The 24061-nt window shown below is 72.0% G+C and carries 23 protein-coding genes; 10 read left to right on the top strand and 13 right to left on the bottom strand.

Going from position 1 to position 24061, the window contains the following annotated elements; translation table 11 throughout:
• Nucleotides 1–32 precede the first annotated feature (32 nt).
• The 4 genes from ACIP89_RS20615 to ACIP89_RS20600 form a co-directional block, all read right to left on the bottom strand.
• Nucleotides 33–335 carry a chaplin family protein gene (locus tag ACIP89_RS20615; protein ID WP_402116040.1) on the bottom strand — a complete coding sequence of 101 codons (303 nt, stop codon included), beginning with the start codon at nucleotides 333–335 and terminating at the stop codon, nucleotides 33–35.
• 159 nt (nucleotides 336–494) lie between these two features.
• On the bottom strand, nucleotides 495–1154 hold the full coding sequence (locus ACIP89_RS20610) for a DUF5063 domain-containing protein (RefSeq protein WP_401924348.1): 660 nt from the start codon (nucleotides 1152–1154) through the stop codon (nucleotides 495–497).
• 89 nt (nucleotides 1155–1243) lie between these two features.
• On the bottom strand, nucleotides 1244–1843 hold the full coding sequence (gene recR / locus ACIP89_RS20605; protein WP_401924351.1) for a recombination mediator RecR: 600 nt from the start codon (nucleotides 1841–1843) through the stop codon (nucleotides 1244–1246).
• A gap of 117 nt (nucleotides 1844–1960) precedes the next feature.
• Complete coding sequence (locus tag ACIP89_RS20600) at nucleotides 1961–2296, bottom strand: YbaB/EbfC family nucleoid-associated protein (RefSeq protein ID WP_311307800.1); 336 nt, start codon at nucleotides 2294–2296, stop codon at nucleotides 1961–1963.
• A 385-nt stretch (nucleotides 2297–2681) separates the two neighbouring features.
• Here ACIP89_RS20600 and ACIP89_RS20595 point away from each other — a divergent pair, with 385 nt between their 5' ends.
• On the top strand, nucleotides 2682–3452 hold the full coding sequence (locus ACIP89_RS20595; protein WP_401925166.1) for an SLATT domain-containing protein: 771 nt from the start codon (nucleotides 2682–2684) through the stop codon (nucleotides 3450–3452).
• Between the two features lie 196 nt (nucleotides 3453–3648).
• Here the strand turns inward: ACIP89_RS20595 and ACIP89_RS20590 are convergent, their stop codons facing one another.
• From ACIP89_RS20590 to ACIP89_RS20580, 3 genes are all read right to left on the bottom strand, one after another.
• On the bottom strand, nucleotides 3649–4299 hold the full coding sequence (locus tag ACIP89_RS20590; protein ID WP_390087946.1) for a hypothetical protein: 651 nt from the start codon (nucleotides 4297–4299) through the stop codon (nucleotides 3649–3651).
• Nucleotides 4300–4420: 121 nt separating this feature from the next.
• Nucleotides 4421–5185: a GntR family transcriptional regulator gene (locus tag ACIP89_RS20585; RefSeq protein ID WP_401924354.1), complete on the bottom strand. Its 765-nt coding sequence runs from the start codon at nucleotides 5183–5185 to the stop codon at nucleotides 4421–4423.
• Nucleotides 5186–5288: 103 nt separating this feature from the next.
• Nucleotides 5289–6659, bottom strand: a complete 1371-nt coding sequence (locus ACIP89_RS20580; RefSeq protein WP_401924356.1) for an aspartate aminotransferase family protein — start codon at nucleotides 6657–6659, stop codon at nucleotides 5289–5291.
• 197 nt (nucleotides 6660–6856) lie between these two features.
• On the opposite strand from ACIP89_RS20580, the gene ACIP89_RS20575 reads away from it, so the two are divergent.
• From ACIP89_RS20575 to ACIP89_RS20560, 4 genes are all read left to right on the top strand, one after another.
• Nucleotides 6857–7456: a DJ-1/PfpI family protein gene (locus ACIP89_RS20575; RefSeq protein WP_401926594.1), complete on the top strand. Its 600-nt coding sequence runs from the start codon at nucleotides 6857–6859 to the stop codon at nucleotides 7454–7456.
• Complete coding sequence (locus tag ACIP89_RS20570) at nucleotides 7453–7902, top strand: MarR family winged helix-turn-helix transcriptional regulator (RefSeq protein ID WP_402116038.1); 450 nt, start codon at nucleotides 7453–7455, stop codon at nucleotides 7900–7902. Before ACIP89_RS20575 ends, ACIP89_RS20570 begins: the two co-directional genes overlap by 4 nt.
• Nucleotides 7903–8020: 118 nt before the next feature.
• Nucleotides 8021–10183 carry a protein kinase gene (locus ACIP89_RS20565; protein WP_402116036.1) on the top strand — a complete coding sequence of 721 codons (2163 nt, stop codon included), beginning with the start codon at nucleotides 8021–8023 and terminating at the stop codon, nucleotides 10181–10183.
• 193 nt (nucleotides 10184–10376) lie between these two features.
• Nucleotides 10377–10604 (top strand): hypothetical protein, encoded by a 228-nt coding sequence (locus ACIP89_RS20560; RefSeq protein ID WP_402116035.1) that lies wholly within the window; start codon nucleotides 10377–10379, stop codon nucleotides 10602–10604.
• An 82-nt stretch (nucleotides 10605–10686) separates the two neighbouring features.
• On the opposite strand, the gene dnaN is transcribed toward ACIP89_RS20560, so the two are convergent.
• Entirely contained in the window at nucleotides 10687–11823 is a 1137-nt protein-coding gene (gene dnaN / locus ACIP89_RS20555; RefSeq protein ID WP_402116034.1) for a DNA polymerase III subunit beta, read from the bottom strand.
• Between the two features lie 533 nt (nucleotides 11824–12356).
• Here dnaN and ACIP89_RS20550 point away from each other — a divergent pair.
• Entirely contained in the window at nucleotides 12357–13853 is a 1497-nt protein-coding gene (locus tag ACIP89_RS20550; RefSeq protein ID WP_402116161.1) for a helix-turn-helix domain-containing protein, read from the top strand.
• Nucleotides 13854–13889: 36 nt separating this feature from the next.
• On the opposite strand, the gene ACIP89_RS20545 is transcribed toward ACIP89_RS20550, so the two are convergent.
• Both ACIP89_RS20545 and ACIP89_RS20540 read right to left on the bottom strand, forming a co-directional pair.
• Nucleotides 13890–14780, bottom strand: a complete 891-nt coding sequence (locus ACIP89_RS20545; RefSeq protein ID WP_401926583.1) for a glycoside hydrolase family 19 protein — start codon at nucleotides 14778–14780, stop codon at nucleotides 13890–13892.
• A 316-nt stretch (nucleotides 14781–15096) separates the two neighbouring features.
• Nucleotides 15097–15924: a glycoside hydrolase family 19 protein gene (locus tag ACIP89_RS20540; protein WP_402116033.1), complete on the bottom strand. Its 828-nt coding sequence runs from the start codon at nucleotides 15922–15924 to the stop codon at nucleotides 15097–15099.
• Nucleotides 15925–16252: 328 nt separating this feature from the next.
• Between ACIP89_RS20540 and ACIP89_RS20535 the strand changes: the two genes are divergently transcribed.
• A complete protein-coding gene (locus tag ACIP89_RS20535; RefSeq protein ID WP_402116032.1) occupies nucleotides 16253–17848 on the top strand; it encodes a substrate-binding domain-containing protein in 1596 nt (531 codons plus the stop codon).
• 67 nt (nucleotides 17849–17915) lie between these two features.
• On the opposite strand, the gene ACIP89_RS20530 is transcribed toward ACIP89_RS20535, so the two are convergent.
• Nucleotides 17916–18089, bottom strand: a complete 174-nt coding sequence (locus ACIP89_RS20530; protein WP_402116030.1) for a hypothetical protein — start codon at nucleotides 18087–18089, stop codon at nucleotides 17916–17918.
• Nucleotides 18090–18266: 177 nt separating this feature from the next.
• Nucleotides 18267–19550 (bottom strand): adenylosuccinate synthase, encoded by a 1284-nt coding sequence (locus ACIP89_RS20525; protein ID WP_402116029.1) that lies wholly within the window; start codon nucleotides 19548–19550, stop codon nucleotides 18267–18269.
• A gap of 186 nt (nucleotides 19551–19736) precedes the next feature.
• Here ACIP89_RS20525 and ACIP89_RS20520 point away from each other — a divergent pair, with 186 nt between their 5' ends.
• Nucleotides 19737–20594 carry a diacylglycerol kinase gene (locus ACIP89_RS20520; RefSeq protein WP_401924381.1) on the top strand — a complete coding sequence of 286 codons (858 nt, stop codon included), beginning with the start codon at nucleotides 19737–19739 and terminating at the stop codon, nucleotides 20592–20594.
• Nucleotides 20595–20737: 143 nt separating this feature from the next.
• On the opposite strand, the gene ACIP89_RS20515 is transcribed toward ACIP89_RS20520, so the two are convergent.
• Nucleotides 20738–21298, bottom strand: a complete 561-nt coding sequence (locus ACIP89_RS20515; protein WP_402116027.1) for a GbsR/MarR family transcriptional regulator — start codon at nucleotides 21296–21298, stop codon at nucleotides 20738–20740.
• A 122-nt stretch (nucleotides 21299–21420) separates the two neighbouring features.
• Between ACIP89_RS20515 and ACIP89_RS20510 the strand changes: the two genes are divergently transcribed.
• Entirely contained in the window at nucleotides 21421–22377 is a 957-nt protein-coding gene (locus ACIP89_RS20510) for an ATP-binding cassette domain-containing protein (RefSeq protein ID WP_402116025.1), read from the top strand.
• Complete coding sequence (locus tag ACIP89_RS20505) at nucleotides 22374–24005, top strand: ABC transporter permease (RefSeq protein ID WP_402116023.1); 1632 nt, start codon at nucleotides 22374–22376, stop codon at nucleotides 24003–24005. The genes ACIP89_RS20510 and ACIP89_RS20505 overlap by 4 nt, the downstream gene beginning before the upstream one ends.
• The last annotated feature ends 56 nt before the right edge of the window (nucleotides 24006–24061 follow it).

The raw sequence follows: 24061 nt of genomic DNA, 5'->3' as shown, positions 1-24061 counted from the left end.
TCCGCCCGGTCACCTCGCGCCCGCCGGCCCGTTCACACGCTCGACATGAAGACGGCCGTGCAGATGATGCCGCTGTTGCCGCAGTGGTTGCGCGGCAGATCCAGCGGCAGCCCGGCCAGGTTGCCGCTGCCCACCCCGCTGCCGGTCACCGTGGCGCCCTCCGCCCGAGCACCGCCCTGGCTGACGCAGGTGTTGCCGAACGCCGCGTTCCCGATGCCGATCACGTTCGCGTGAGCGGCACCGACCGGGAGCAGCGCCGCTCCGGCCACCGCGCCCAGTACCGCGGCCCGCGCACCCGCGCGCCCCGCGGCACCGCCCGCACTTCGCGTCTCCACGCCCATCGCGCTCCTCCTTCGCCCGGAACCGCGTCCCGGTGCCCGTATCCGTACGGATGACGTCGGCCGGAGAACTTCCGGCCGCACCCGCACCAACGACGGGACCCCGGCTCCCGACACGTGGGTATCACCAGGGACCCGGCGAAGGGGGAGGCTCCGCTACGTGACCGGGCGCAGCCCCAGCGGGCCCGCGATCTCCTCGGCCATCACGCGGCCCGCCTCCTCGGCCAGGTCGTCGTCACCGGCGTCCTGGTCGGTGTCCAGGCCGTCGAGGGCCTGGAGGGGCTGGTTCAGGCGGATGTGGGCGATCAGGGACTGGAGGGCGCGCAGGGCGGCGGAGGCGGTGGAGCCCCAGTTGGAGAAGTAGGAGAACTGCCACCACCACAGGGCCTCCGTGGTGCGGTCCTCCTCGTAGTGGGCCAGGCCGTGGCGCAGGTCCGTGACCAGGTCGGCCAGGTCGTCGGAGATGCGGGCCGGGACCGGGGCCTTGCGGGGCTCGTACGGGTCGAAGACCTCGGAGTAGACGTCGATCGGCTCCAGCAGGACCGCGAAGCGCTCGCGCAGTCCGTCGGCGTCCGGCTCCGCGCCGAGGTCGGGCTCGTAGCGCTCGTCCGGGAGGATGTCCTCGTACGCGCCCAGCCGGCCGCCCGCGAGGAGGAGCTGGGAGACCTGGAGCAGCAGCACCGGAACGGCTTCTTCCGGCTCCTCGACCTTGGACACCTCGGTGACCGCGACGATGAACGTCTTGATCTGGTCGGCGATCTGGACCGCGAAGTCGTCGGGGTCCTGGGTGACAGTGTTCAGCGTGGCGTCAGACATCGAGGAGACCTCCCGTGGGCACGTTCGCAGACGGTGGGTAGAACATAGTCGCGCTGAACATAAAGCCGTCGTGAGCGGCCGGGCCGGTATCAGACATCGAGCAGGCGCCTTCCCTCGAAGGCGCGGCCGAGCGTGACCTCGTCCGCGTACTCCAGGTCGCCGCCCACCGGGAGACCGCTGGCCAGCCGGGTGACCCGCAGTCCCATCGGCTTGATCATCCGTGCCAGGTACGTCGCGGTGGCCTCGCCCTCCAGGTTGGGGTCGGTCGCCAGGATCAGCTCGGTGATGGAACCGTCGGCCAGCCGGGCCAGCAGCTCGCGGATGCGCAGATCGTCCGGACCGACGCCCTCGATGGGGCTGATCGCCCCGCCGAGCACGTGGTAGCGGCCCCGGAACTCCCGGGTCCGCTCGATCGCGACGACGTCCTTCGGTTCCTCCACGACACAGATGACCGTCAGATCGCGGCGCGGGTCACGGCAGATCCCGCACTGCTCCTGCTGCGCGACGTTGCCGCAGATCGCGCAGAAGCGGACCTTGTCCTTGACCTCCAGGAGGGCGTGGGCCAGGCGGCGCACGTCCGTGGGCTCCGCCTGGAGGACGTGGAAGGCGATCCGCTGCGCGCTCTTGGGACCGACGCCGGGCAGCCTGCCCAACTCGTCGATGAGGTCCTGAACCACGCCTTCGTACAACGGAGAGCCTTTCCTGCCGCCTGGTCGGCCGCGTCGTGGTACGTACCGTAGGGGGTGCGTACCGTCTTGGGTATGTCCTCGGACATGCCCTCGTCATGTCCTTCGGCGGGTCCTTGGTCAGAAGGGGAGACCGGGCATGCCGCCCAGGCCCTGGGCCAGCGGGCCCAGCTTCTGCTGCTGGAGCGCCTGGGCGTTCTCGTTCGCCGCCTGGACCGCCGCGACGACGAGGTCCGCGAGCGTCTCGGTGTCCTCCGGATCCACCGCCTTCGGGTCGATCACCAGGCCGCGCAGCTCGCCGGAGCCGTTGACGGTCGCCTTGACGAGACCACCGCCCGCCTGGCCGTCGACCTCGGTCCTGGCCAGTTCCTCCTGGGCCTCCGCGAGGTCCTGCTGCATCTTCTGGGCCTGCTGCAGCAACTGCTGCATATTGGGCTGACCACCACCGGGAATCACGGTCACTCCAGGCATTTCGACGACAAATGTTTCGGTACGCCGAGCCTACGTTGTCCCCGGGCGGCGCGCCCCACCCACTGACGAGCAACTCTTTCGAGTGAGATCGAGTCAGTGAAGGCAGGACTCCTATACCTGATCACAGGCCCCGCACACCGGGGAATACCGCGATTCCGACCCCGCGGCCCACCATTCGGCGGTAGGAAGGGCATGCGCCCCGGTACGCGCACGTGCACCAGCCGTCACGCAAGGTTACGCATGGGGTACTGCCGGTCGCAGCGAGCGTCAGTGAGCAGAGGGCAGGGATCCCGCCCATCGTCGAGGACGCGGTCCACATCACGCGTCGCAATGCAGCATGCAGAGGAGTACCCCGGTGAGTCAGCCGGAGATGCAGCCCGAAGGGCCGCCCCGCAGCGATTCCGGTGTGCCCGGTCCGGCCGGTTCCGCCACTCCTTCCGGTACGGGCTCCGGCGCACCGGGCCGGGATCTGACCGGTGCGCCCTTCCCGCTCGGCGACTGGGGCGAACCCGCCCAGCGGCTCGACGAGCTGTACCGCTGGATCGAGGCCGACGCGCTGCGCACCGCCGACTGGTATCTGGGCGACCGGGTGTGGAAGCGGCGCGCGGCCAGGGTGCTGCGGATGGGGACCGCCGTCGGCGCGGTGGCGGGGGCCGCGCTGCCGCTGCTCGATCTGACGGGGGCGCTGCACGGTGCGGCGGGCTGGGGCTATCTGTCGCTGCTGCTGGGCGCCGCGTGCATGGCGTGCGACCGGTACTTCGGCCTGACCTCCGGCTGGATGAGGAATCTCGCCACGGCGCAGGCCGTACAGCGCAGGCTCCAGGTGCTCCAGTTCGACTGGGCCTCGGAGTGCGTACGGGAGGTGCTCGGTCCGACCGAGGGGACGGCGAGCGAGGCCGCCGAGCGGTGCCTCGGTGTGCTGCGGCGGTTCTCGGAGGACGTCACCGAGCTCGTCCGGTCGGAGACCGCGGACTGGATGGTGGAGTTCCGGGCCGGCCCCGCGCCGATGGGGATGCAGGCTCTGGTGTCCGGCGGCCAGGGCGGCGGCCGGGCGGAGCCGGGTGCGCAGCCGAGGTTCCCGCTGCAGTCGATGGGCCGGCCGAACATGCCCCGGCAGCGACCGCCGGAGTCCCCGCGGTGATCGGTGACCGGTGACCGGTGACCGGTGACCGGTGACCGGTGACCGGTGACCGGTGACCGGTGACCGGTGACCAGTGGCTGGTGACCGGTGACCAGTGGCTGGTGGCTGGTGACCGGTGGCCGGTGCGGGGATCCGACGGGCGCCCCGGGCGTCAGGCCGTCCGCCAGGGTGTCCGTCAGGCTGCTCAGGCCGCCCGTCAGCTGAAGATGATCATCGAGCCCTGGGCGAGGCTGCGGGTGACCGCCGCGTGCAGGCCGAGCCAGACGTGGCGTTCCCGGGCGAACGGGTTGTCGTCGTACGGGATCGGGACGGCCGGTTCCTCCAGCTCGGTCGGGGCGGCGGGCGGCAGCGGGGCGGCCGGTGGATTGGCCGGATCGATGCCGATGGAAGGGGCGACGAACTCCAGCTCCCTGAGCAGCCCGTGCGCGGAGCCGAGCGGGCCGCCGCCCGCCAGCAGATCGTCGCTGGAGATCGGGTACGCGAAGTCCAGGGGGACGTACGCGCCCGCGTGGTCGTAGTGCCACACCAGGTGCGACTGGAGGGCCGTCGGCTCGAACATCTCCAGCAACTGCTCGTAGTCGCCGCCCAGTTCGTCCACCGGCGTGACGGCGAGGCCGCTGATCTGGAGCAGGTAGGCGCGGCGCAGGAAGTGCAGGGCGTCGTAGTCGAAGCCCGCGACCGGGGCCACGTCTCCGGTCAGGCCCGGCATATACGCGTAGACGGGTACGGGCGGCAGTCCCGCCGCGCCCAGCGCCTGGTCGAAGACGGCTATCTCCTCGGCGAAGGGGTTGTCGGGGCTGTGGCACAGCACATCGACGAGGGGGACCAGCCACAGGTCACAGGCCACGAAGTCTCGCTCTCCAACGGGTGCGTGCGATGGTCGGCACAGCGTAAGTCCGGACAGCGTAATGCGGTCGCCACGTCGCGGACAGTGGTCCCCCATGAGCGACTTCGGGGAACGGCGCCGCTCAGCCCTCCGGCGCGGCCGGATCCGGGACCTCTTCCTCCCCGGGCGGCCGCGGCGCGTGGCCGAGGTGGTCCGGATCACCGGCCGCCAGCCGGTCCGCCCAGTTCAACGCGTGGCCGTTGTACGCGTCGACCACCGTGCGCAGCGTCTCGCGGTCCCGGAGCGTGACCGCGGCGACGAGGTCAGAGTGCCCCTTCCAGAGCCAGGCCCGTACGTCCGCGTCGCCCCGCAGATAAGGGACGGCGAACATCCAGGCCTGGACCCGGAGCCGGTGCAGGAAGTCACCGATGTACGCGTTGCCGGTGAGCGCGCCCAGCTCCCGCCAGAACCGCAGGTCGTAGCCGATCAGGATGTCCAGGTCGCCGCCGCGGGCCGCGCGGGCGGCCTCCTCGGCCCGGCGGCGTACCGAGACGAGCGCCTCCCGGTACCTCGCCTGCCGTTCCGGGGACGGGGGCGGCTCGCGGAAGACGTCCCGGATCACCCCGTCCATGACCAGGGTGCGGGCCTCCACCATCGCCCGGTAGTCCGCGACGGAGAACTGGTGCACCCTGAATCCGCGGTGCTGATCCGATTCGAGCAGGCCCTGCGCGGAGAGGTCGAACAGCGCTTCGCGGACGGGCGTCGCGGAGACGCCGTACTGCTCCGCGATCTGCTTGACGGTGAATTCCCGCCCCGGCTGAAGACGCCCCGCGAGCACCTCGTCACGCAGCGCGTCCGCGATCTGCTGCCGCAGCGTACTGCGGGTGACAGCTCCGCTCGCGCGCATGAGCGCCCCTCCCCTGTTTCGGTTTCGGCCACCTTAGACCGAGCCCGCCGGCCGGTCCGGTGGGGAGGGGACGGGGGGAGAGGCGCTGCGCGCGGCGGCGGTGCTACAGGGTGTACCCGTCGGCCACTTCCAGCGCGGCGTCCAGTGCCGCCAGGCCCTCCTTGGCCTCGGCCTCCGTGACGTTGCAGGCCGGCACGGCGTGGGTGCGGTTCATGTTGATGAAGGGCCAGAGGCCGTGCTTCTTGGCCGCCGCCCCGAAGGCCGCCATCGGGGCGTTGGCGGCGCCCGACGCGTTGTACGGGACGAGCGGCTCGCGGGTCTCCTGGTCGCGGACCAGCTCCAGCGCCCAGAACGCGCCGAGCCCGCGGACCTCGCCGACGGAGGGGTGGTTGGCGGCGAGCTCGCGCAGACCGGGGCCGAGGACCGTCTCCCCGATGTGGGCGGCGTTCTCGATGACCTTCTCGTCCTCCATCACCCGGATGGTGGCGACGGCCGCCGCGCAGGCCAGCGGGTGACCGGAGTAGGTCAGCCCGCCCGGGTAGGGGCGGGTGTCGAAGGTGGCGGCGATCTCGGCGGAGATGGCGACGCCGCCGAGCGGTACGTAACCGGAGTTGACGCCCTTGGCGAAGGTCATCAGGTCGGGGGTGACGTCGAAGTGGTCGGCGGCGAACCACTTGCCGGTGCGCCCGAAGCCCGCCATCACCTCGTCGAGGACGAAGACGATCCCGTACCGGTCGCAGATCTCCCGGACACCGGCGAGGTAGCCGGGCGGCGGGGTCATGATGCCGGCCGTGCCCGGGATGGTCTCCAGGATGATCGCGGCGATGGTCGAGGGGCCCTCGTAGGCGAGGGTGTCCTCCAGGTGCTGGAGGGCGCGGGCGCACTCCTCCGCCTCGGTCTGCGCGTAGAACGGCGAGCGGTAGAGGAACGGGGCCCAGAACCGGACGACACCCGCAGAGCCGTTGTCCGACGCCCAGCGGCGCGGGTCACCGGTCAGGTTGATCGCGGTGGAGGTGGCGCCGTGGTACGAGCGGTAGGCGGACAGCACCTTCGTACGGCCGGTGTGCAGCCGGGCCATCCGGACGGCGTTCTCGACGGCCTCCGCACCGCCGTTGGTGAAGAAGATCTTGTCCAGGTCGCCCGGCGTGCGTTCCGCGATCAGGCGGGCGGCCTCGGAGCGCGACTCGATCGCGAAGGCGGGCGCGAAGGTCGTCATCTTCCCCGCCTGCTCCTGGATCGCGGCGACGACGGCGGGGTGCTGATAGCCGATGTTGGTGTAGACGAGACCGCTGGTGAAGTCCAGGTAGCGGTTGCCGTCGTAGTCCCAGAAGTACGCCCCCTCGGCGCCGGCGACGGCGAGCGGGTCGATCAGGCCCTGGGCGGACCAGGAGTGGAACACGTGCGCGCGGTCGGCGGCCTTCACGGCCGCGCCGGCGGCGGGGTCAGCGGCGGCATGACGGGGATGAGGGGTCATACGGCGAGCGTAGGCACCGTCGGGCACGGCCCGGTATGGCCACCTTGTATATGGAGGGGGGCGGGTGGTTCGGCAGGGTGTCGGGTCGCCGCGAGGCCGGCCATCGACAACATGTAGTCATAGTGACAGCATGTTGTCGTAGATCCCTTGCGTACACCCGATTCGCATCTCCGACTCACGGCTACGAGGAGAGCGCCATGACTCGCGGGACCGTATATCTGGCCGTGTACGACACGTACGCGGACTGGGAGACCGGGCACGCCACCGCCCACCTCACCCAGCACGGCTTCACGGTGCGGACGGTGGGCCCGACGGCCGGCCCCGTCACCAGCATGGGCGGGCTGACCGTGCACCCCGGTCTGGCCCTCTCCGAGCTGCGCCCCGAGGGCAGCGCACTCCTGATCCTGCCGGGCGCCGGACTGTGGGACGCGGGCGACGAGCTGGCCCCCTTCGCCCGCGCCGCCGGGACCTTCCTGGACGCGGGCGTGCCGGTCGCCGCGATCTGCGGGGCGACGGCGGGGCTGGCCCGCGAGGGGCTGCTCGACGAGCGGGCGCACACGAGCGCGGTGTCCTTCTATCTGGCGGCCACCGGTTACCGGGGCGGCGCGCACTACGTCGACGCGGACGCGGTGACGGACGAGGACGGCGTGCTGATCACTGCCGGGCCGACCGAACCGGTCGCCTTCGCCCGCGAGATCTTCGCCCTTCTCGGGGTGTTCGAGGGCGAGAAGCTCGACGCCTGGTACCGCCTCTTCCACGATTCGGACCCGAGCGCGTACGAGGTGCTCCAGGGATGAGCCGCACGGAACAGGACCGGCTGAGCCGGACCGCGCTCGGCGTCTTCCGGCTGAACGGCCAGTTCCTCGCCCTCTCCACGGAGCTGGCCCGCCCGGCCGGGCTGACCGCCGCGTGGTGGCAGGTGCTCGGGGCGGTGCTGGCCGAACCGCTGCCGGTCTCCGGGATCGCCCGCACCATGGGCATCACCCGGCAGGCCGTGCAGCGCATCGCCGATCTGCTGGTGGGCAAGGGGCTCGCGGAGTACGTGCCGAACCCGGCCCACCGCCGCGCCAAGCTCCTGTGCCCGACGCCGGAGGGCCGCACCGCGATGTCCCGGATCGGCCCCGGCCACGCGGAGTTCGCGGCGCGGCTCAGCCAGGAGCTGGGCCCGGAGGCGCTCGCGGAGACGGTGCGCGTACTGGAACGGCTGTCCCGGGCGATGGACGCGGTGCACAGCCCGTCCTGATCCGGGCGAAAGGCCCCGACTCCGGGCAGGGACCGGCCACCACCCCCCGCCGGGGCACAACCGCGCCGCTATTCTCGACCCGTTCGGCGTGTGGCCGTACGGGGGAGGACTGCACACCATGGAAAAGCTCGGCTCCGTAGACCCGCAACGCATCGGCGCCTACCGCCTGCTGGGCAGACTCGGCGCGGGCGGCATGGGCCAGGTCTATCTGGCCCGCTCGGACCGTGGGCGCACCGTCGCGATCAAGCTCGTACGGGAGGAGCTCGCCGAGCAGCAGGAGTTCCGCGACCGGTTCCGGCGGGAGGTGATGGCCGCTCGCCGCCTCGGCTCCAGCTGGACCGCCCCCGTGCTGGACGCCGACACCGACGCCAACGTGCCCTGGGTCGCCACCGGTTACGTCGCGGGCCCGTCCCTCCAGGCCACCGTCTCCGGCCGCACGATCATCTCGGCGGGCCCGGCCCCCGGCGCGTACGGGCCACTGCCCGAACGCTCGGTCCACATCCTGGGCAACGGTCTCGCGCACGCCCTGCGGGCCATCCACGCGGCCGGGCTCATCCACCGCGACCTCAAGCCGTCCAACATCCTGCTGACGATCGACGGCCCCCGGGTCATCGACTTCGGCATCGCGCGGGCCCTCGACACCGTCACCGACGGCGGTCTCACCCGCACCGGGGCGCTGGTCGGCTCCCCCGGCTTCATGTCGCCCGAGCAGGTGCGGGGCGAGCCGGTGACGACGGCGTGCGACGTGTTCTGTCTGGGCTCGGTGCTGGCGTACGCGTCGACCGGTCGGCTCCCGTTCGGCGACGCGGCCAGCGGGGTGCACGCGATGCTGTTCCGGATCGCGCAGGAGGACCCGGACCTGACCGGGGTGCCGGTGGACATGGTGGAGCTGATCCGGGACTGCCTGCACAAGGACCCGGCGGCCAGACCGACGCCCGACGAGATACTGGACCGGCTGGCCGAGGACGACACCACGGAGCCCTGGCTCCCGGGCGCGCTCATCGCCCAACTCGGCCGGCACGCCGTGGAACTGCTCGACTCGGAGGACCCTGAGGACGAGGCGGACGCGGCGGAGGCCGGGGGGCCGGAGGCGCCGGGGCAGGCGGCGGAAGCCCCCGAAGCGGAGACCCGTGCGGACGCGGCGCCGGGTGCGCGCCCGGAGAGCCCGCGGGACGCGGTCCCGCAGGAGACGCCGCCCCCGGCCCCGCCCACCGTGATCGGCCCGCCGCAGCCCGCCCAGCCGTACCCGGCCGCGTACCCGACGGGGACTCCGGCTCCGGGGGCGACTCCGGCCCCGGGGTACGGAGCCACTCCTCCACCGGGATACGGAGCGACTCCCGCCCCGGAGTACGGAGCGACTCCCCCGCCGGGATACGGAGCCACTCCCGCCCCGGGGTACGGAGCCACTCCCCCGCCGGGATACGGAGCCACTCCCGCCCCGGAGTACGGAGCCACTCCTCCACCGGGATACGGCTACTCGCGGCAACCCGCCCCCGAGCAGGGCCAGAACCAGGGCCAGGCATACGGATACCCCCAGCAGCCGGCCCCCGCCCAGAACCAGGCGTACGGCTATCCGCAGCAGCAGAACCAGGGCCAGGCGTACGGCTACCCGCAGCAGCCCGATTCCGGCGCCACGCCCCCGTACGACCCCCGGTATCCCCCCGGCACCCAGCCGCCCGCCCCAGAGCCGGCCCGCCGGCGGGCCGGCTGGACCGTTGCTCTCGTGGCGATCGCGGTGCTCGTCGCGATAGGCGCCGGCGGCTCCGTCTACGCGCTGATGAGCGACAGCGGCGGCACCACGGCCGCCCCTAAGCACTCCAGCACACCGTCTCCCGCGAAGGGCTCCTCCGGGGCCAACTCCGGTTCCCCCGAAGGCAGCCAGGCCCCTTCCCCCACCGACGACGGGGAGAACGGCGACGAGGACGGCATCCCCGAGGGGTATCTGGGCACCTGGTCCACCGGCATCGACAGCGCCGTCGGCCACTCCACCCGCCGGCTCGTCATCCAGCAGGGCGGGGTCGGTGACACCGTCCTCAGCCTCACCGCGGAGGGACCGACCGACGCCGGCGGCACCTACCGCTGCGTCTTCCAGGCGGATCTGACGGACGTCGTCACCGGCGACGCCCCGCTCCGGATCGGCCCCTCCAAGGTGACGCTCGGCGAGCCGATGTCGTCCTGCACACCGGGTGGCCCGACCACGCTCACCCTGCTCCCGGACGGCACCCTGAGCCGCGAGAACACGGACACCGGCGAGACTCTCACGTACACGAAGTCCGGCTGAGCCAGACCGGGCCGCGCGGCATCGGGCCGACGACCGTCGCCAGGACGCCCACCGCGGTCAGCACGCTCCCGTACGGGATGCGGGCGCGGGCAGCCGGCGCGGCCGCGCAGCCGCAGCTTCTCGATGCCGATCGGCTCGACGGCGGGCGACGGCCTCGACTCCCGGGGACGCGTCTTCTACCCCGGCGGCCTCAATGATCGCGGACACGACCCCCGCCGAGACGCTGGCGGGCGCCCGCCCCTGCCTCACGGGGTGGCGGCTGGAGAAGGTGCCGTTCCGCGTCACGGCCGAGGCGTCGAGGATGTTCGCCCAGGTGACCGGCGACGAGGGGCCGCGCGTCGGCAGTCTGCTCGGCACGCTCACGCCGAACTCCGACTACATCCCGGGCCGCACCTCGTCCACCGGCTACCCGGGCTTCTGACCCTGCCGGGCCGCTGCCCCTCCCGGGCCCGGTCGGGTTCTGAGAGCTGCCCCGCCGCGCCCCCCCACTCGCGGGGCAGCCCTCAGACCAACGGCCTGACCGACATCAGCAGATGCTGGTGCGCGGGCGGCAAGGCCGCTTCCGCCGTGTCCAGCGCGTCCTCCAGGGTGTCGTGCCCGGTGAGCATGGCGCGCTGCCCCGGGCCCATCAGCCGGAACCGGACGACCGGTGCGTCGAACGAGGTCAGCGCGTCCATCAGGTAGGAGGGGTTGAAGGCGACCGCCATCTCCGCCGCACCCGAGAGCGCGGCGGGCAGCCGCTGGGACGCGACGTCGTCCTCGTAACCCGCCTGGAGCAGCACCGAATCGGCCTGGAAGGCGAATTGGAGCGGGCTGTCGTTGTCCGCCACCACCGAGACCCGCTTCACCGCCTCGGCCAGCGGCTCGCGCTCCGTGACCGCCGTGACCGGGTCCGGCATCGCGAACAGCTTGTCGTGGCGCGGCAGCCGGCCGTCCAGGAGCCGGACCGTGGTGCGCATCCCGGCCAGTTCGAATCCGGCCGAGCCGTTGTCCAGCGCGAGGCTGACCAGGCCCGCGCGGCCGAAGGAGCGGGCGATCTCGGTGAGCCGACGGGCCGAGACCACGACATCGGCGCAGGCGTCCGCCGCCGCCGGCTTCCAGCCGAGGGTGCGGACCGCGAAGCGGTAGCGGTCCGTCGCCGCCAGGGTCATCCGGTCGCCGTCCAGCCCCAGCCTGATCCCGGTGAGCGTCGGCAGGGTGTCGTCCCGGCCCGCCGCCACCGTCACATCCGCGACGGCCGCCGCGAACTCCGCGCTGTCCACCGCGCCCAGCACCTCCGGCAGCGGCGGCAGCGACGGGTAGTCGTCGAGCGGCAGCACCGACAGGCCGAATCCGGCGCCGCTGCCCGTGACCGTGAAGCGGGAACCCTCCACCGCGCACTCCACCGCGCCCTCGGGCAGCACCCGGCACACGTCCAGCAGCCGGCGCCCCATCACGAGTACCTTGCCGGGCCGCAGGATCCCGGCGTCCACCTCGATCCGGGCGGACGCCTCGTAGTCGAGCCCAGAGACGCACAGCCGGCCGTCCGCCGCTTCCAGCAGCAGACCGCCCAGCACCGGAACGGGTGACCTCGTGGGCAGCACCCGGGCCGCCCAGCCGACGGCGTCGGCCAGCGCGCCGCGCTCGATCCGGAACTCCATGGTGGTGACCTCTCCTCGTGCGCCGGCGAACCATCTCCGGTTCCGACGCTAAGGGTCACCACTGACAACGCGGGTCCCGGCGGGAAGGGCGGCTGTGCCGACGGCAGCGGCCACCCCCGTGGGCCGCTGCCGTCGTCCCCGTGCCTCTCTCCCGAAAGGCCCGCAACCGCGTTCGGACTGTAGGCCGCTGGGTAGGGGGCGGTAAAGATTCGGTTCGCACTGTGTGACCGGTCAGCGGTATCAGTTCGCACAGCCAAACCCGGTACTCTGCGTTCCGGTTTCTGGCAGGAGCGCGGTTCCGGCTTCTGTCGGAAGCGCGGTTTCGGTCTTCTGTCGGAAGCGCGGTTCCGGCTTCTGGCGGAAGCGCGGTTCCGGCTTCTGGCGGAAGCGTGGTTCCGGCTTCTGGCAGCAGCGTGGCAGGGCCGGGGCGGAGGCAGCTCGGAAACAGGCCGGGCAGGAGCGGGGCCGGGCGGCAGCAGGGCAGGAGCGGGGGCGGTGTGCACGCGCGGAGTCGCGCCGACGACGTCATACGGATGCACGGACTCGCCCGCGCCGGTGGCTCACGGGAGCTGCTGCGCTGGGTGTCCGGCCAGGCCGACGGCTGGGCGGGACTGCTCGGCGGCGACGGGACCGTGCTGTACGGCGTCGCCCGGGACTCCGACGCCGCGAGCGCCGGATCGGCCGCCGTCGCGGCCGAGGGGGTACGGGAACTGACGGCGCTCGGCGCCCGTTCCCTCGCCGTCGACCGGGGAGGGCACACCGCGTTGATGTTCGCCCTGGACGGACCGCCGGACGGCGCCGCACCGGTTCTCGCCGTGATCGCCCGCCGCCCGCTGCCGGAGCGGCTGGCCGTGCTCCTGTCCGACGCGGCCATGCCGCTCTCCATGTGCTGGGCGGCCGAGACCGTCGAGCGCAAGCGGCGCCGGGTCGATCTGGCCGAGTCCCGCGGCCGCGAGGCCGTACTGCACCTGCTCATGACCGGCCAGCTGTCGATCGCGCACCAGGTGGCCGGCGCGCTGAAACCCGCCCTGCCCGACCCCGTCCGGGTCTGCGTCGTCGAGTGCCCGGGCGACAGCAGGGACGAGGTGGCCCGGATCTGTACGGACCTCTCCGGCGGCCGGTCCTGGATCGTGCGGTGCCCGGTGTACGCGCGCCATCTGATCCTCATCGCGCCGGCCGGGCCGGAACCGGCGGAGGGGCGGCTCGGCCCGGAGGTGGCCGCGGTGGTGGACGACTGCGTGGTGGGCATCAGCGAGGACGTACCGCTGTCCGACACGGCGACCGCCTACCGCCAGGCGTTCCACGCACTGGCCGTCGCCCGCGGGCTGCCCGGCCGGCACGCGGGATTCGGCTCGGCGCCCGAGCCCGCGCTGGTGGTCGGCGCCGAGGGGGCGCGGTGGGCCGACGCGCTGCTGGCGCCGCTGCTCGGCCACCTGCCGAGGCGTGGCCAGGACCCGGGCAGTCAGGAGCTGGCGGCGACCCTCGCGTCCTGGCTCGCGTTCTCCTCGCACGCGACCGCGCACCTGAAGATCCACCGCAACACCCTGGCAGCCCGGCTGCGGCTGATCGGTGAGCTGCTGGGGCTGGATCTGGACCGGGTCGCCGACCAGTCCGCACTCGATCTGGCCCTGGCCGTCCGCGCCACACCCACCCTGCCCAGGCCCGGCCGCCCGGCCGGGAACACCCCGGCGCCCGCCCCCTCGCTGGACGAGATCCTGCGCACCCCGGCGGTCCGCGCCTGGGCGGCCCAGCAGCTGCGCCCGCTCGGTGCCCCCGGTGCGGCCGGACGCACCGCCGACCCGTACACCACCCTGCGCACCTGGCTGGCGTGCGAAGCCCAACTCGGTGCGACGGCGGAGGCGTTGTCGATCTCCGTACCGGCGGTGCGCAAGCGCCTCACCCGGCTGGAGACCGTACTGCGGCGTTCGCTCCTGCGGACCCCGAGCGCCCGCTACGACCTGTGGCTGGCGTTCCGGGCACTGGACCTGGACGGGGGCGGACAGCCGGACGGGGGGCACCCGCGGCCGTGAGGCCGCCGGTGCCCCCCGTCCACGGGAGCCCGCGCGTCAGCAGCTCAGGTTGGATCCGGGCGTGGTGCCGAGGATCGACACGAAGGACTGGTAGCGGTCGATCCGGCTCTGCACCTGGGCGGGGTTGCCGCCGTTGCACTCGATGGAGCCGTTGATGGAGCGGATCGTCTCACCGAAACCGGCGCCGTTCACCATGGCGTTGTGGGCGGTCATGGTGCCGGGGCCGTTCTGGGTGTTCCAGTACCAGAGGCCGGTCTTCCAGGCCACGGCGGCGTTCTGCTCGACCAGGTAGGGGTTGCCCAGCAGGTCGATGCCGAGGGCGTCACCGGCGGCCTTGTAGTTGAAGTTCCAGCTGAGCTGGATCGGGCCGCGCCCGTAGTACGCGGCCTGCCCGGCGGGGCAGCCGTAGGGCTGGCTGCTGTCGCAGTAGTGGGGGTAGTTGGCCGTGTTCTGCTCGACCACGTACACCAGACCGCCGGTCTCGTGGCTGACGTTGGCGAGGAACGCGGCCGCCTCCTGCTTCTTCACCGTGTCGCTGCCGGTCTTGGCGAAGCCGGGGTAGGCGTCCAGCGCGGCGGTCAGCCCGCTGTACGTGTAGAAGGGGTTGCGGCCCGGGAACATCTGGTTGAACTGGGCCTCGCTGACGATGAAGTCCGCGGACGAACCCGGGCCACCCGGGTCCGTGCCGCCGCCGCAACTGCCCCGGTCGGCCCAGACGTCGGAGCTGCCCGGCCTCTCGTTCTGCGTCCACCACTTGGCGGACCAGTTGTGCCCGTTGTACGAGGCGGAGCCGCCGCCCGTGTAGACGGACGAGGAGTTCCAGGCGGGCGCGCAGTCGGCAGCCGACGCGGTGGTGGCGGGGAGGATGACAAGCGTCGCGACGACCGCGCCCAGCGCGGTGAGCAGGCCCATGATGCGTCTGATCATGTGAACACTCCTTCGGCGCGGCGCACCGAGCTCATCGGTGCGCCGCCATGGGGGGTGCCGACACTCAAGCGCTCTGGTCTGGACCTGTCAAGGTCTAGACCATCGTAAGGAAACCTTCCCACTCCGCCGCCCCAACGCCCTTCGGCCACCGGAGATCCGCACGATACGTATCCCCAACAGGGCTGATTCCAGCGTGATTCACTCGGCGCCCGACCCGGAGACGGCGACGGGCCCGAAGGTAAAAACCTTCGGGCCCGTCCAGCATGCGGGACGCCCTACTGTCCGACCGGTCAGCGACGCCGCACCCGAGGGAGCGTCAGCACGTCAGCCCGGAACCGGGGTTGGTGCCGATGATCCCGGTGATCCGTTCGTACGTGGCGACCCGCGCCCGCACCGAGCCGGGGTTGCCGCCGTCGCACTCCAGCGCGCCGTTGAGCGAGCGGATCGTCTCGCCGAATCCGGCGCCGCCGACCATGGCCTCGTGCGAGGTCATGGTGCCGGGGCCGTTCTGGGTGTTCCAGTACCAGAGCGCCGTCTGCCAGGCGACCGACGGGTCCTGCTCGACCAGCCAGGGATTGTTCAGCAGGTCGAGGCCGAGCGCGTCACCGGCGGCCTTGTAGTTGAAGTTCCAGCTGAACATGATCGGGCCGCGCCCGTAGTACGCGGACTGGCCGGCCGGGCAGCCGAAGGGCTGGCTGTAGTCGCACTTGATCCAGTAGTTGGCCTCGTTGATCTCCTTCACGTACTGGAGCCCGACCGACTCGAAGTCGGCGTGGGTCAGGAACGCCGCCGCCTCCCGGCTCCGCATCGCCTCGGTCCCGGTGTTCGCGAAGCGCGGGTAGGCGTGCAGGGCGTCGATCAGCCCCTGGTACGTATAGAAGGGGGCTCGGTCCGGGAAGATCCGGTCGAACTCCGCCTCGCTGATGACGAAGTCGGAGACCCCTCCCGTACAGGCTCCGGCGTCGGCCCAGACGGTGGTGGCGCCCGGATTCTCGTTCTGCGTCCACCACTTGGCCGTCCAGTTGCGGCCGTGGTGCGAGACGGCGCCGCCGGCCGTGTAGGCGGTCGAGGAGCTCCAGAGCGGCGCGCACCGCTCCGTGGCGGCGGCGGGCGCCGCGTCGGCGGCGGCGGGGAAGAAGGCCACCGTCGCGATGACGGCACTCAGGACGGTCAGGACGCTCTTGATGCGGTTCAGCGCTGCTCACTCCTTCGACGGGACTTCGGCAGAACTTCGACGGAACTTCGACAGGACTTCGACAGGACGGGCACGGCACACCGCGGAACTCGACGGACGGGCCTTCCGGGCATCCCGACACCCAACCCCGATTGGTCTGGACCTGTCAAGGTTCGAACCAATCGCTCTTCTGTGGACGCGTGTTGGCCACACGGCGGCCACCTGGCCGCCCCTCGGGCCTCCTACGGTGACGCGCACCCGAACCCGTGCAGGCGTCCGACAGACAGGAGGCCGGAACGTGGAGTGGCTCAGCGCCGAGAACGTCGTGGCCGTGCTCACCGCCGTACTGGGCGTCCTCGCCTCCATCGGCGTGCTCTGGTACGAGCGCCGCGTGCCCCGGCGCAAACGCATCGGCTACCGGGTGCAGATGGACACCCCGATCGGCAGCGACGCCGGCCAGGGCCGGGCCAACGTCCGGCTCGGGCTCTTCGACGAGACCCCGGACATGTCCGACGCCACGCTCGTCCTGCTGCGCGTCGAGAACGACGGATCGCAGTCCATCAGCCGCGGCGACTACACCGGTCCGGATGAACAACTGCACGGCCTGGTCGTCGAGTTCACCGAACGCCGGGTCCGCGGCATCGCCGTCACCCACTCCCCCGGCGCCGACCACCTCATGGACCACTTCACCCCGTCCGCCGGGCTGCGCGAGAGCGGTTCCCTGATCCGGCTGCCGCGCGTGCCGCTCAACCGGGGCGAGCACTTCAAGCTGCTGGTCCTGCTGACCGGTTCCCGGGTGGGCTCCCCGATCCGGGTCACCGGCGGCATCCGGGACGGCGAGGTGACGCCGAACAAGGCGGCCCGCCCCGACGAGAAGCCCCCGATGTTCGGCAGGGCCGCCCGGTTCATCACCGTCGCGCTGACCGTCTGCGTCGTCACGCTGGCCGCCATCATCCTGGTGCGGGACGACACCCCGCCGCCCATCGGCTGCGCCCGCGGCGAGCTGACCCTGACCGGCTCCACCGCCTTCGCCCCGGCCCTGCGGGAGCTGGCGGCGAAGTATGGCGAGGCGTGCGAGGGGGCCACCGTCACCGTGGACGCGCACGGCAGCACGGCGGGGATACGGGAACTGGCCGATCGGGGCGCCGGGGCGGGGGAGTCCGGTTCCGGGGAGGCGGACTCCGGGACGGCGGGGTCCGGGGAATCCGGCTCAGCGGCAGCCGGTTCGCCCGCCCTGGTGGCCTTCTCGGACGGGCCCAAGCCGAGCGGCTTCCCGCAGCTGCGCGAGAACCGCGTCGCCGTCTCGCTCTTCCGCCTGGTCGTCAACGACCGGGTCCCGCTGAAGAACCTGACCGGCGACGACGTCCGCCGGATCTACCGGGGCGACATCCACGACTGGCGGCAGCTGGGCGGCCCGGACCTGCCCGTACTGCTGGTCAGCCGGGACGCCAACTCCGGTACCCGCGAGGTGTTCCAGCGCCGCGTCCTGGGCCGCAACGAGCCCGCCCAGTCCTCCCGCGACTGCACCACGAGGGACGACCCGCGGGCCCCCGTCATCCGCTGCGAACTCGATTCCACCGAACAGGTCCTGGCCACGGTCGGCCGGCTCCCCGGCGCGATCGGCTACAGCGAACTGCGCTCCGGCACCAAGCCCGCCGGGGCGCACCAACTCGCCATCGACGGTGACACCCCGTCCGCCGACACGATCGCCACCAGCAGCTACCCGTACCGGGAGATCGAGTACGCGTACACCTACGGCAGCCCGCCCGCCGACTCGCTGGCCTCCAGCTTCCTGGCCTACCTCAGCCGGGGCAGCGGTCAGGACATCATCCGCACCCACGGCCACCTGCCGTGCGCGACGCCACAGGGGCTGCGGATCTGCGGGGAGGGCTGAGGAGGAAGAGGAAGAGGAGGAAGAAGAGGAGGAGGAACGAGAGCCGGCGGGATTCCGGTTGGGGCCGTCAGAGCGTACGCCGCGCCGTCGCCACCACGAGAGCGCCGGTGCCGGACGCCTGCCCGCCCCCGGCCGCGACCACAAGACCGTCCAGCGCGAGCCGCATGACGGTGCGCCGCGGGCGGCGTTCGGGATCCCGGGGTGGCAGGACACCGCCGGGGCCCTTTGCGTCCGCCGACACGGACCGGCACAGCCACCCTGGCCAACCCGCCCGCCCCGCCGTGCGGGTACGCGAAGGCGGCCGACGCGTCCTCCCCGTCGGCCGCCCTCACGTTGTTCCCTACAGGGCCGAGTTGCTCCCGATCATCACAGGATCGATTTGATCCCGATCGTCACAGAAACGAGTTGATCCCGATCATCACAGAAACGAGTTGATCTCGATCGTCTCGGTCCGGCCGGGGCCGACGCCGATCGCGGAGATCGGGGCGCCGGACATCTCCTCCAGCGCCTTCACGTACGCCTGGGCGTTCTTCGGCAGGTCACCGAAGGTCTTCGCCTTCGTGATGTCCTCGGACCAGCCGGGCAGCATCTCGTAGACCGGCTTCGCGTGGTGGAAGTCGGTCTGGTTGTACGGGAGCTCCTCGACGCGCTTGCCGTCGATCTCGTAGGCCACGCAGACCGGAATCTGCTCCCAGCCGGTGAGGACGTCGAGCTTGGTGAGGAAGAAGTCGGTGAGGCCGTTGACCCGGGTCGCGTACCGCGCGATCGGGGCGTCGAACCAGCCGCAGCGGCGGTCACGGCCGGTGGTGACACCGCGCTCGCCACCGATCCTGCGCAGCGCCTCGCCGTCCTCGTCGAGCAGCTCCGTCGGGAACGGACCGGCGCCGACGCGCGTCGTATAGGCCTTGAGGATGCCGATGACCCGGCTGATCTTGGTCGGTCCCACACCGGAGCCGGTGCAGGCGCCGCCCGCGGTCGGGTTCGACGAGGTGACGAAGGGGTACGTGCCGTGGTCCACGTCGAGCAGCGTGCCCTGACCGCCCTCGAAGAGGACGACCTTGCCCGCGTCGATGGCGTCGTTCAGGATCAGCGAGGTGTCGGCGACGAAGGGCTTGATCTGCTCCGCGTACTGGAGCATGTCCTCGACGACCTTGCCGGCCTCGATCGCGCGCCGGTTGAAGACCTTGGCCAGCAGCTGGTTCTTCTGCTCCAGGGCCGCCTCGACCTTCTGCTCCAGGATCGACTCGTCGTAGAGGTCTTGGACGCGGATGCCGACCCGGTTGATCTTGTCGGCGTACGTCGGGCCGATACCGCGCCCGGTCGTGCCGATCTTGCGCTTTCCGAGGAACCGTTCCGTCACCTTGTCGACGGTGACGTTGTACGGGGTGATCAAATGAGCGTTACCGCTGATCAGCAGCTTGGACGTGTCCACGCCGCGGTCGTTCAGCCCACTCAGCTCGGAGAGCAGGACGGCCGGGTCGACCACGACACCGTTTCCGATGACCGGGGTACACCCCGGCGACAGGATTCCGGAGGGGAGGAGATGCAGTGCGTACTTCTGGTCGCCGACGACCACCGTGTGGCCGGCATTGTTGCCGCCCTGGTATCGCACCACATAGTCCACGGATCCACCGAGGAGGTCGGTGGCCTTCCCCTTGCCCTCGTCACCCCACTGAGCACCGAGCAGCACAAGTGCGGGCACAGGCGTACACCCCTTCCGGGCGGGGCATGTCCAAGGTCAGGGGGCGTACGTAAACGTCGTACATGCCGTACGACGTTGTACGACAAGGCCTGAACCGTCGAACCGGGTGCCCCGGAATAGACCAAGCCCCTGGCGCAATAGCGCAAGGGGCTCTTGCACCAAGATGCTACCCGAGGAAGGACCGAGGTGTCGGCTGCCCAGCCCCCCGGTAACGGTGCGCCCCATCTGCTGGTGGTGATCGATCCGGTCGCCCGCCGGACGGACGGCGAGTCCGTCCGTATCGCGAAGGACGTGCTGAGCGCGGGCTCGCACGCCAAGATCTGCCTCCCGGACGGGCCGGAGGAGTTCGCCCGCGCCCTCTCCCGCAGGGGAAGCCGGCGGCCGGTGGTGATCGGCGACGACCGGGCGCTGCGGCGGGCGGTGGCCCAGCTGCACCGGGAGCGGGAGCCGGCCGGAAGCGCCCTTTCGCTGATCCCGGTCGGCGCGGCGGCGGCCCTGGAACTGGCTTGTTCCCTCGGCGTGCCGTCGAGTGCGGTGGAGGCGGCCCGCACCGCACTGGACGGCGTCGTGCGGCGGCTGGACCTGATGGTCGACGACAGCGACGGCGTGGTCCTGGGCGCGCTGCGCATCCCGGCCCCGAGCAGCGCGCCGGGCACGGAGGGCTCCCACTCAGGCGTCACCGCGGTCTGGGACACCTGCCGCTCCCTGGTCCGGACCCTGGTGCGCCCGGCGCCATCCGCCCTGCCCGCGCCGCTGCGCACGCACCGGCTGCGGATCGAGGCGGACGGGGTCCTGCTGAACGACCTGGACCAGCCGGTCGAAGCGGTGACGGTGACCTCGGGGAGCGGCGCCGGTGGCGTCGGCGGCCTCGCGGAGGTCACGATCCACCCGCCGGACGGTGAGCCGGTCAGCACGGGGGCCAAGGCCGTCACCGTCTCGGGGCCCGACTTCCGCTACCGCGCGGACATACAGGTCGGCGGGCCGGTACGGACGCGCACCTGGACGGTGCGGGCGGGGGCGTGGGGGCTGATGCTGCCGGCGTAGCTCCACTGCTGCCGGTGCCGACGGCGCAGCGCGGCTGCCGGGGCCGGTGGCTGTGCCTGTGCCTGTGCCTGTGCCGACGGCCTAGCTCCACTGCCGCCGGTGCCGACCGCGATCCGCGGCGGCACCCGCTTGTCCGTTGGGCGTCAGCCGTTCATCCGCTGCCCGTCGGCGGCCGGGAGGTCGAGCGTCTTGCGGTGGTCGTGCCAGCGGGCCATCAGCCCCTCCAGCTCCGACTGAAGGAACTCGAAGAACGCCGCCGTCTCCGCGATCCGGGCACCGGCGGGCGTGTGCTCGCCGAGCGTGCGGGCCCCCTCCCTGAGGGTGCGCTCCCAGCGGATCAGCACCTGGTCGCGGCTGGCGAAGGTGGTGTACCAGATCTCGTTGTGCAGGCGGTAGCGGTCGCGGCGCGAGCCCGGTTCGCGTTCGCGGCCGACCATGCTGACCTGGGTGAGGTAATTCACCGCGCCGGACACCGCGGCCGGGCTGATCTGCAGCGCGAGGGCGAGCTCGGCCGAGGTCATCGAGGCGTCGTCGTCCGCGAGGAGGGCGGCGAAGACCCGGGACGCCATCCGCTGCATCCCCGCCTCGGTCATCTCGGACGCGAACCGCTCGACGAAGCGCGAGACTGCCTCCGCGTCCCGCTGCGCGGGCGCCCCTCCCGCGTCCTGCCGGTCCTCTGCCTTCTCCGCGGATTCGCTGCTCATCAGCCCCATCGTCTCCCTGTGTACCCGTCCTCGTCCCGGCCTCATCCCGGTCCCGTCACTCGTCCGAGTTTATACGTTTCCTTAACTTCACAAATTTGTGAAAGTAGCGTACGTTCAAAATCATGACGAAGGCAATCACCGTGGCCGGACTGCACAAGTCGTTCGGCCGGACGCATGCGCTGGACGGGCTCGACCTGACCGTCGAGTCCGGTGAGGTCCACGGCTTCCTCGGGCCCAACGGATCGGGGAAGTCCACCACCATCCGGGTCCTGCTGGGCCTGCTGCGGGCCGACTCCGGCGCCGCTCAGCTGCTCGGCCGCGACCCCTGGCGCGACGCGGTGGAACTGCACCGGCGGGTGGCGTATGTCCCCGGTGACGTCACGCTGTGGCGCAACCTCTCCGGCGGCGAGGTGATCGATCTGTACGGGCGGCTGCGGGGCGGACTGGACGACGCCCGCCGTGCGGAGCTCGTGGAGCGGTTCGAGCTCGACCCGACCAAGAAGGGGCGTACGTACTCCAAGGGCAACCGGCAGAAGGTCGCCCTTGTCGCCGCGTTCGCCTCCGATGTGGACCTGCTGATCCTGGACGAGCCGACCAGCGGGCTCGATCCGTTGATGGAAGGGGTCTTCCAGAGCTGCGTCGCGGAGGAGCGCGAGCGCGGGCGCACGGTGCTGCTCTCCAGCCACATCCTCAGCGAGGTCGAGTCGCTCTGCGACCGGGTGAGCATCATCCGCCAGGGGCGGACGGTGGAGACGGGCTCGCTGGCCGGGATGCGCCATCTGACGCGTACGAACATCAAGGCCGAGCTGGCCGGTGAGCCCGCCGGGCTGTCCGGGCTGCCCGGCGTGCACGCCCTGGACGTGCGGGGGCGCGAGGTCTCGCTCCAGGTCGATACGGACAAGCTCGACGGCGTCCTGAGATCGCTCACCGCCTCCGGGGTCCGGTCGCTGACCAGCACCCGGCCCACGCTGGAGGAGCTGTTCCTGCGGCACTACACGGCGGACGCGGACACGGACGCGGACACGGACACCGCGGGCACGGACGCCGCAGGCGCGGACGCGGGGGTGGCGGCGCGATGACTGCCGTGACCATGACCGCACCGGCCGGCACCGGGCGCCGGACCGGGGCCGGCACCGGACAGCTCGCCGGGACCTGGTCCCTGCTGAGGCTCGCCCTGCGCCGCGACCGGGTCATCATGCCGCTCTGGGTGATCGTGCTCGGCGGCTCGTTCTCCTCCGTGGGCAAGTCCATCTCCTCGCTCTACGGCACCGAGGCCCAGCGCGCCGAGCTCGCCGCCTCGATGAACGGCAACAGCTCCCTGCGGGCGATGTACGGGCCGGTGTTCAGCGACTCCGTCGGCGGGCTCGTCAGCTGGCGCATGATCGCCTTCGGCGCCGCGCTGGCCGCGGTGATGAGCCTGGTGGTCGTCGTACGGCACACCCGCGAGGAGGAGGAGACCGGCCGTCAGGAGATGCTCTCCTCGGCCGTAGTGGGCCGCCGTGCCCCGCTGACCGCCGCGCTGCTCGCGGCCGTCGTCGCCAACGCCGCGCTGGCCCTGGTGATCATGGCCGGGATGGCGGGCTCCGGGGCGGGCGGCGCGGGGGCGGTGGCGATCGCGTCAGCCGTTGCCGGGGTCGGTGTGCTGTTCGCCTGCACCGCCGCGATCGCCGCGCAGTTCACCGAGAGCGCCCGGCTCGCGAAGGGGCTCACGGCCGCCGTGATCGGCGCCGCCTTCGTCCTGAAGGCGGCGGGCGACTCCGCGACGGACGACGGCTCGTCCGTGTTCACCTGGCTCTCCCCGATCGGCTGGGCGGAGAATGCCCGGCCGTACGCGGACGAGCGGTGGTGGGTGCTCCTGGTGATCGCCGGGGCCGTGGCGGTGCAGTGCGCCGCGGCGTACGCGCTGGCCGGGCGGCGCGATGTCGGCATGAGCTTCCTGGCGACGCGGCCGGGGCCCGCCAGGGGCCGGATCTCCACCGCCTTCGGACTCGCCGTGCGGCTCCAGCGCGGTGCGCTGCTGGGCTGGACGGTGTCGTTCGCCGCGGTCGGTGCCGTCTTCGGCGGGCTGACCGGCGGAGCGGCCGATCTCGTGGGGGACAACGAGAAGACCAGGGAGATCTTCGAGCGGATGGGCGGCCAGGCCGGGCTGACCGACGCGTTTCTCGCCTCGATGGTCTCCGTGCTCGGCACGGTCGCGGCGCTGTACATCGTCTCCTCCGTGCTGCGCCCGCACAGCGAGGAGACCGCCGGGCGGGCAGAGCCGGTGCTGGCGGGCGGGGTCGGCCGGATCGGCTGGGCGGCCGGCCATCTGCTCATCGCCTTCGGCGGCGCCGGCCTGATCATGGTGGCCGGCGGCCTCGGCCTCGCCGCCGGATACGGACACGAACTGCCTGCCCTGCTCGGCGCCGCGCTGATACAACTGCCCGCCGTCTGGCTGCTGGGCGGGGTGACGGCCCTGCTGTACGGGACGCTGCCGAAGGCCGCCCCGGCCGCCTGGGGACTGGTGGGGATCTGTCTGGCACTGGGCTGGATCGGCCCGGCCCTGGATCTGCCGCAGCCGGTGATGGACCTGTCGCCGTTCACGCACCTGCCGAAGCTGCCGGGTGCGGAGCTGGTGTGGGGTCCGGCGGCGTTGCTCACCGTGCTCGCGGCGGCCCTGACCGCGGGAGGGCTGGCGGCGCTGCGGCGGCGCGACATGCTGAGCTGAGCGGCGGCCCGCAACGTACGGGCTCGCGGATGCCTCGCCGGCCCACGGACAACGCG

The sequence above is a fragment of the Streptomyces sp. NPDC088730 genome, assembly GCF_044751215.1.
Taxonomy (GTDB): Bacteria; Actinomycetota; Actinomycetes; order Streptomycetales; family Streptomycetaceae; genus Streptomyces.
This window is presented reverse-complemented; position numbering and strand designations above follow the sequence as displayed.

Excerpts from the sequence above, each read along its gene's own strand:
- ACIP89_RS20560 (WP_402116035.1), top strand. The coding sequence starts at position 10,377 with ATGATCGCGGACACGACCCCCGCCGAGACGCTGGCGGGCGCCCGCCCC.
- ACIP89_RS20565 (WP_402116036.1), top strand. The coding sequence starts at position 8,021 with ATGGAAAAGCTCGGCTCCGTAGACCCGCAACGCATCGGCGCCTACCGC.
- ACIP89_RS20575 (WP_401926594.1), top strand. The coding sequence starts at position 6,857 with ATGACTCGCGGGACCGTATATCTGGCCGTGTACGACACGTACGCGGAC.
- ACIP89_RS20515 (WP_402116027.1), bottom strand. The coding sequence starts at position 21,298 with ATGAGCAGCGAATCCGCGGAGAAGGCAGAGGACCGGCAGGACGCGGGA.
- ACIP89_RS20570 (WP_402116038.1), top strand. The coding sequence starts at position 7,453 with ATGAGCCGCACGGAACAGGACCGGCTGAGCCGGACCGCGCTCGGCGTC.
- ACIP89_RS20550 (WP_402116161.1), top strand. The coding sequence starts at position 12,357 with ATGCACGGACTCGCCCGCGCCGGTGGCTCACGGGAGCTGCTGCGCTGG.
- ACIP89_RS20505 (WP_402116023.1), top strand. The coding sequence starts at position 22,374 with ATGACTGCCGTGACCATGACCGCACCGGCCGGCACCGGGCGCCGGACC.
- ACIP89_RS20510 (WP_402116025.1), top strand. The coding sequence starts at position 21,421 with ATGACGAAGGCAATCACCGTGGCCGGACTGCACAAGTCGTTCGGCCGG.
- ACIP89_RS20580 (WP_401924356.1), bottom strand. The coding sequence starts at position 6,659 with ATGACCCCTCATCCCCGTCATGCCGCCGCTGACCCCGCCGCCGGCGCG.
- ACIP89_RS20545 (WP_401926583.1), bottom strand. The coding sequence starts at position 14,780 with ATGATCAGACGCATCATGGGCCTGCTCACCGCGCTGGGCGCGGTCGTC.
- ACIP89_RS20595 (WP_401925166.1), top strand. The coding sequence starts at position 2,682 with ATGCAGCCCGAAGGGCCGCCCCGCAGCGATTCCGGTGTGCCCGGTCCG.
- dnaN (WP_402116034.1), bottom strand. The coding sequence starts at position 11,823 with ATGGAGTTCCGGATCGAGCGCGGCGCGCTGGCCGACGCCGTCGGCTGG.
- ACIP89_RS20610 (WP_401924348.1), bottom strand. The coding sequence starts at position 1,154 with ATGTCTGACGCCACGCTGAACACTGTCACCCAGGACCCCGACGACTTC.
- ACIP89_RS20585 (WP_401924354.1), bottom strand. The coding sequence starts at position 5,185 with ATGCGCGCGAGCGGAGCTGTCACCCGCAGTACGCTGCGGCAGCAGATC.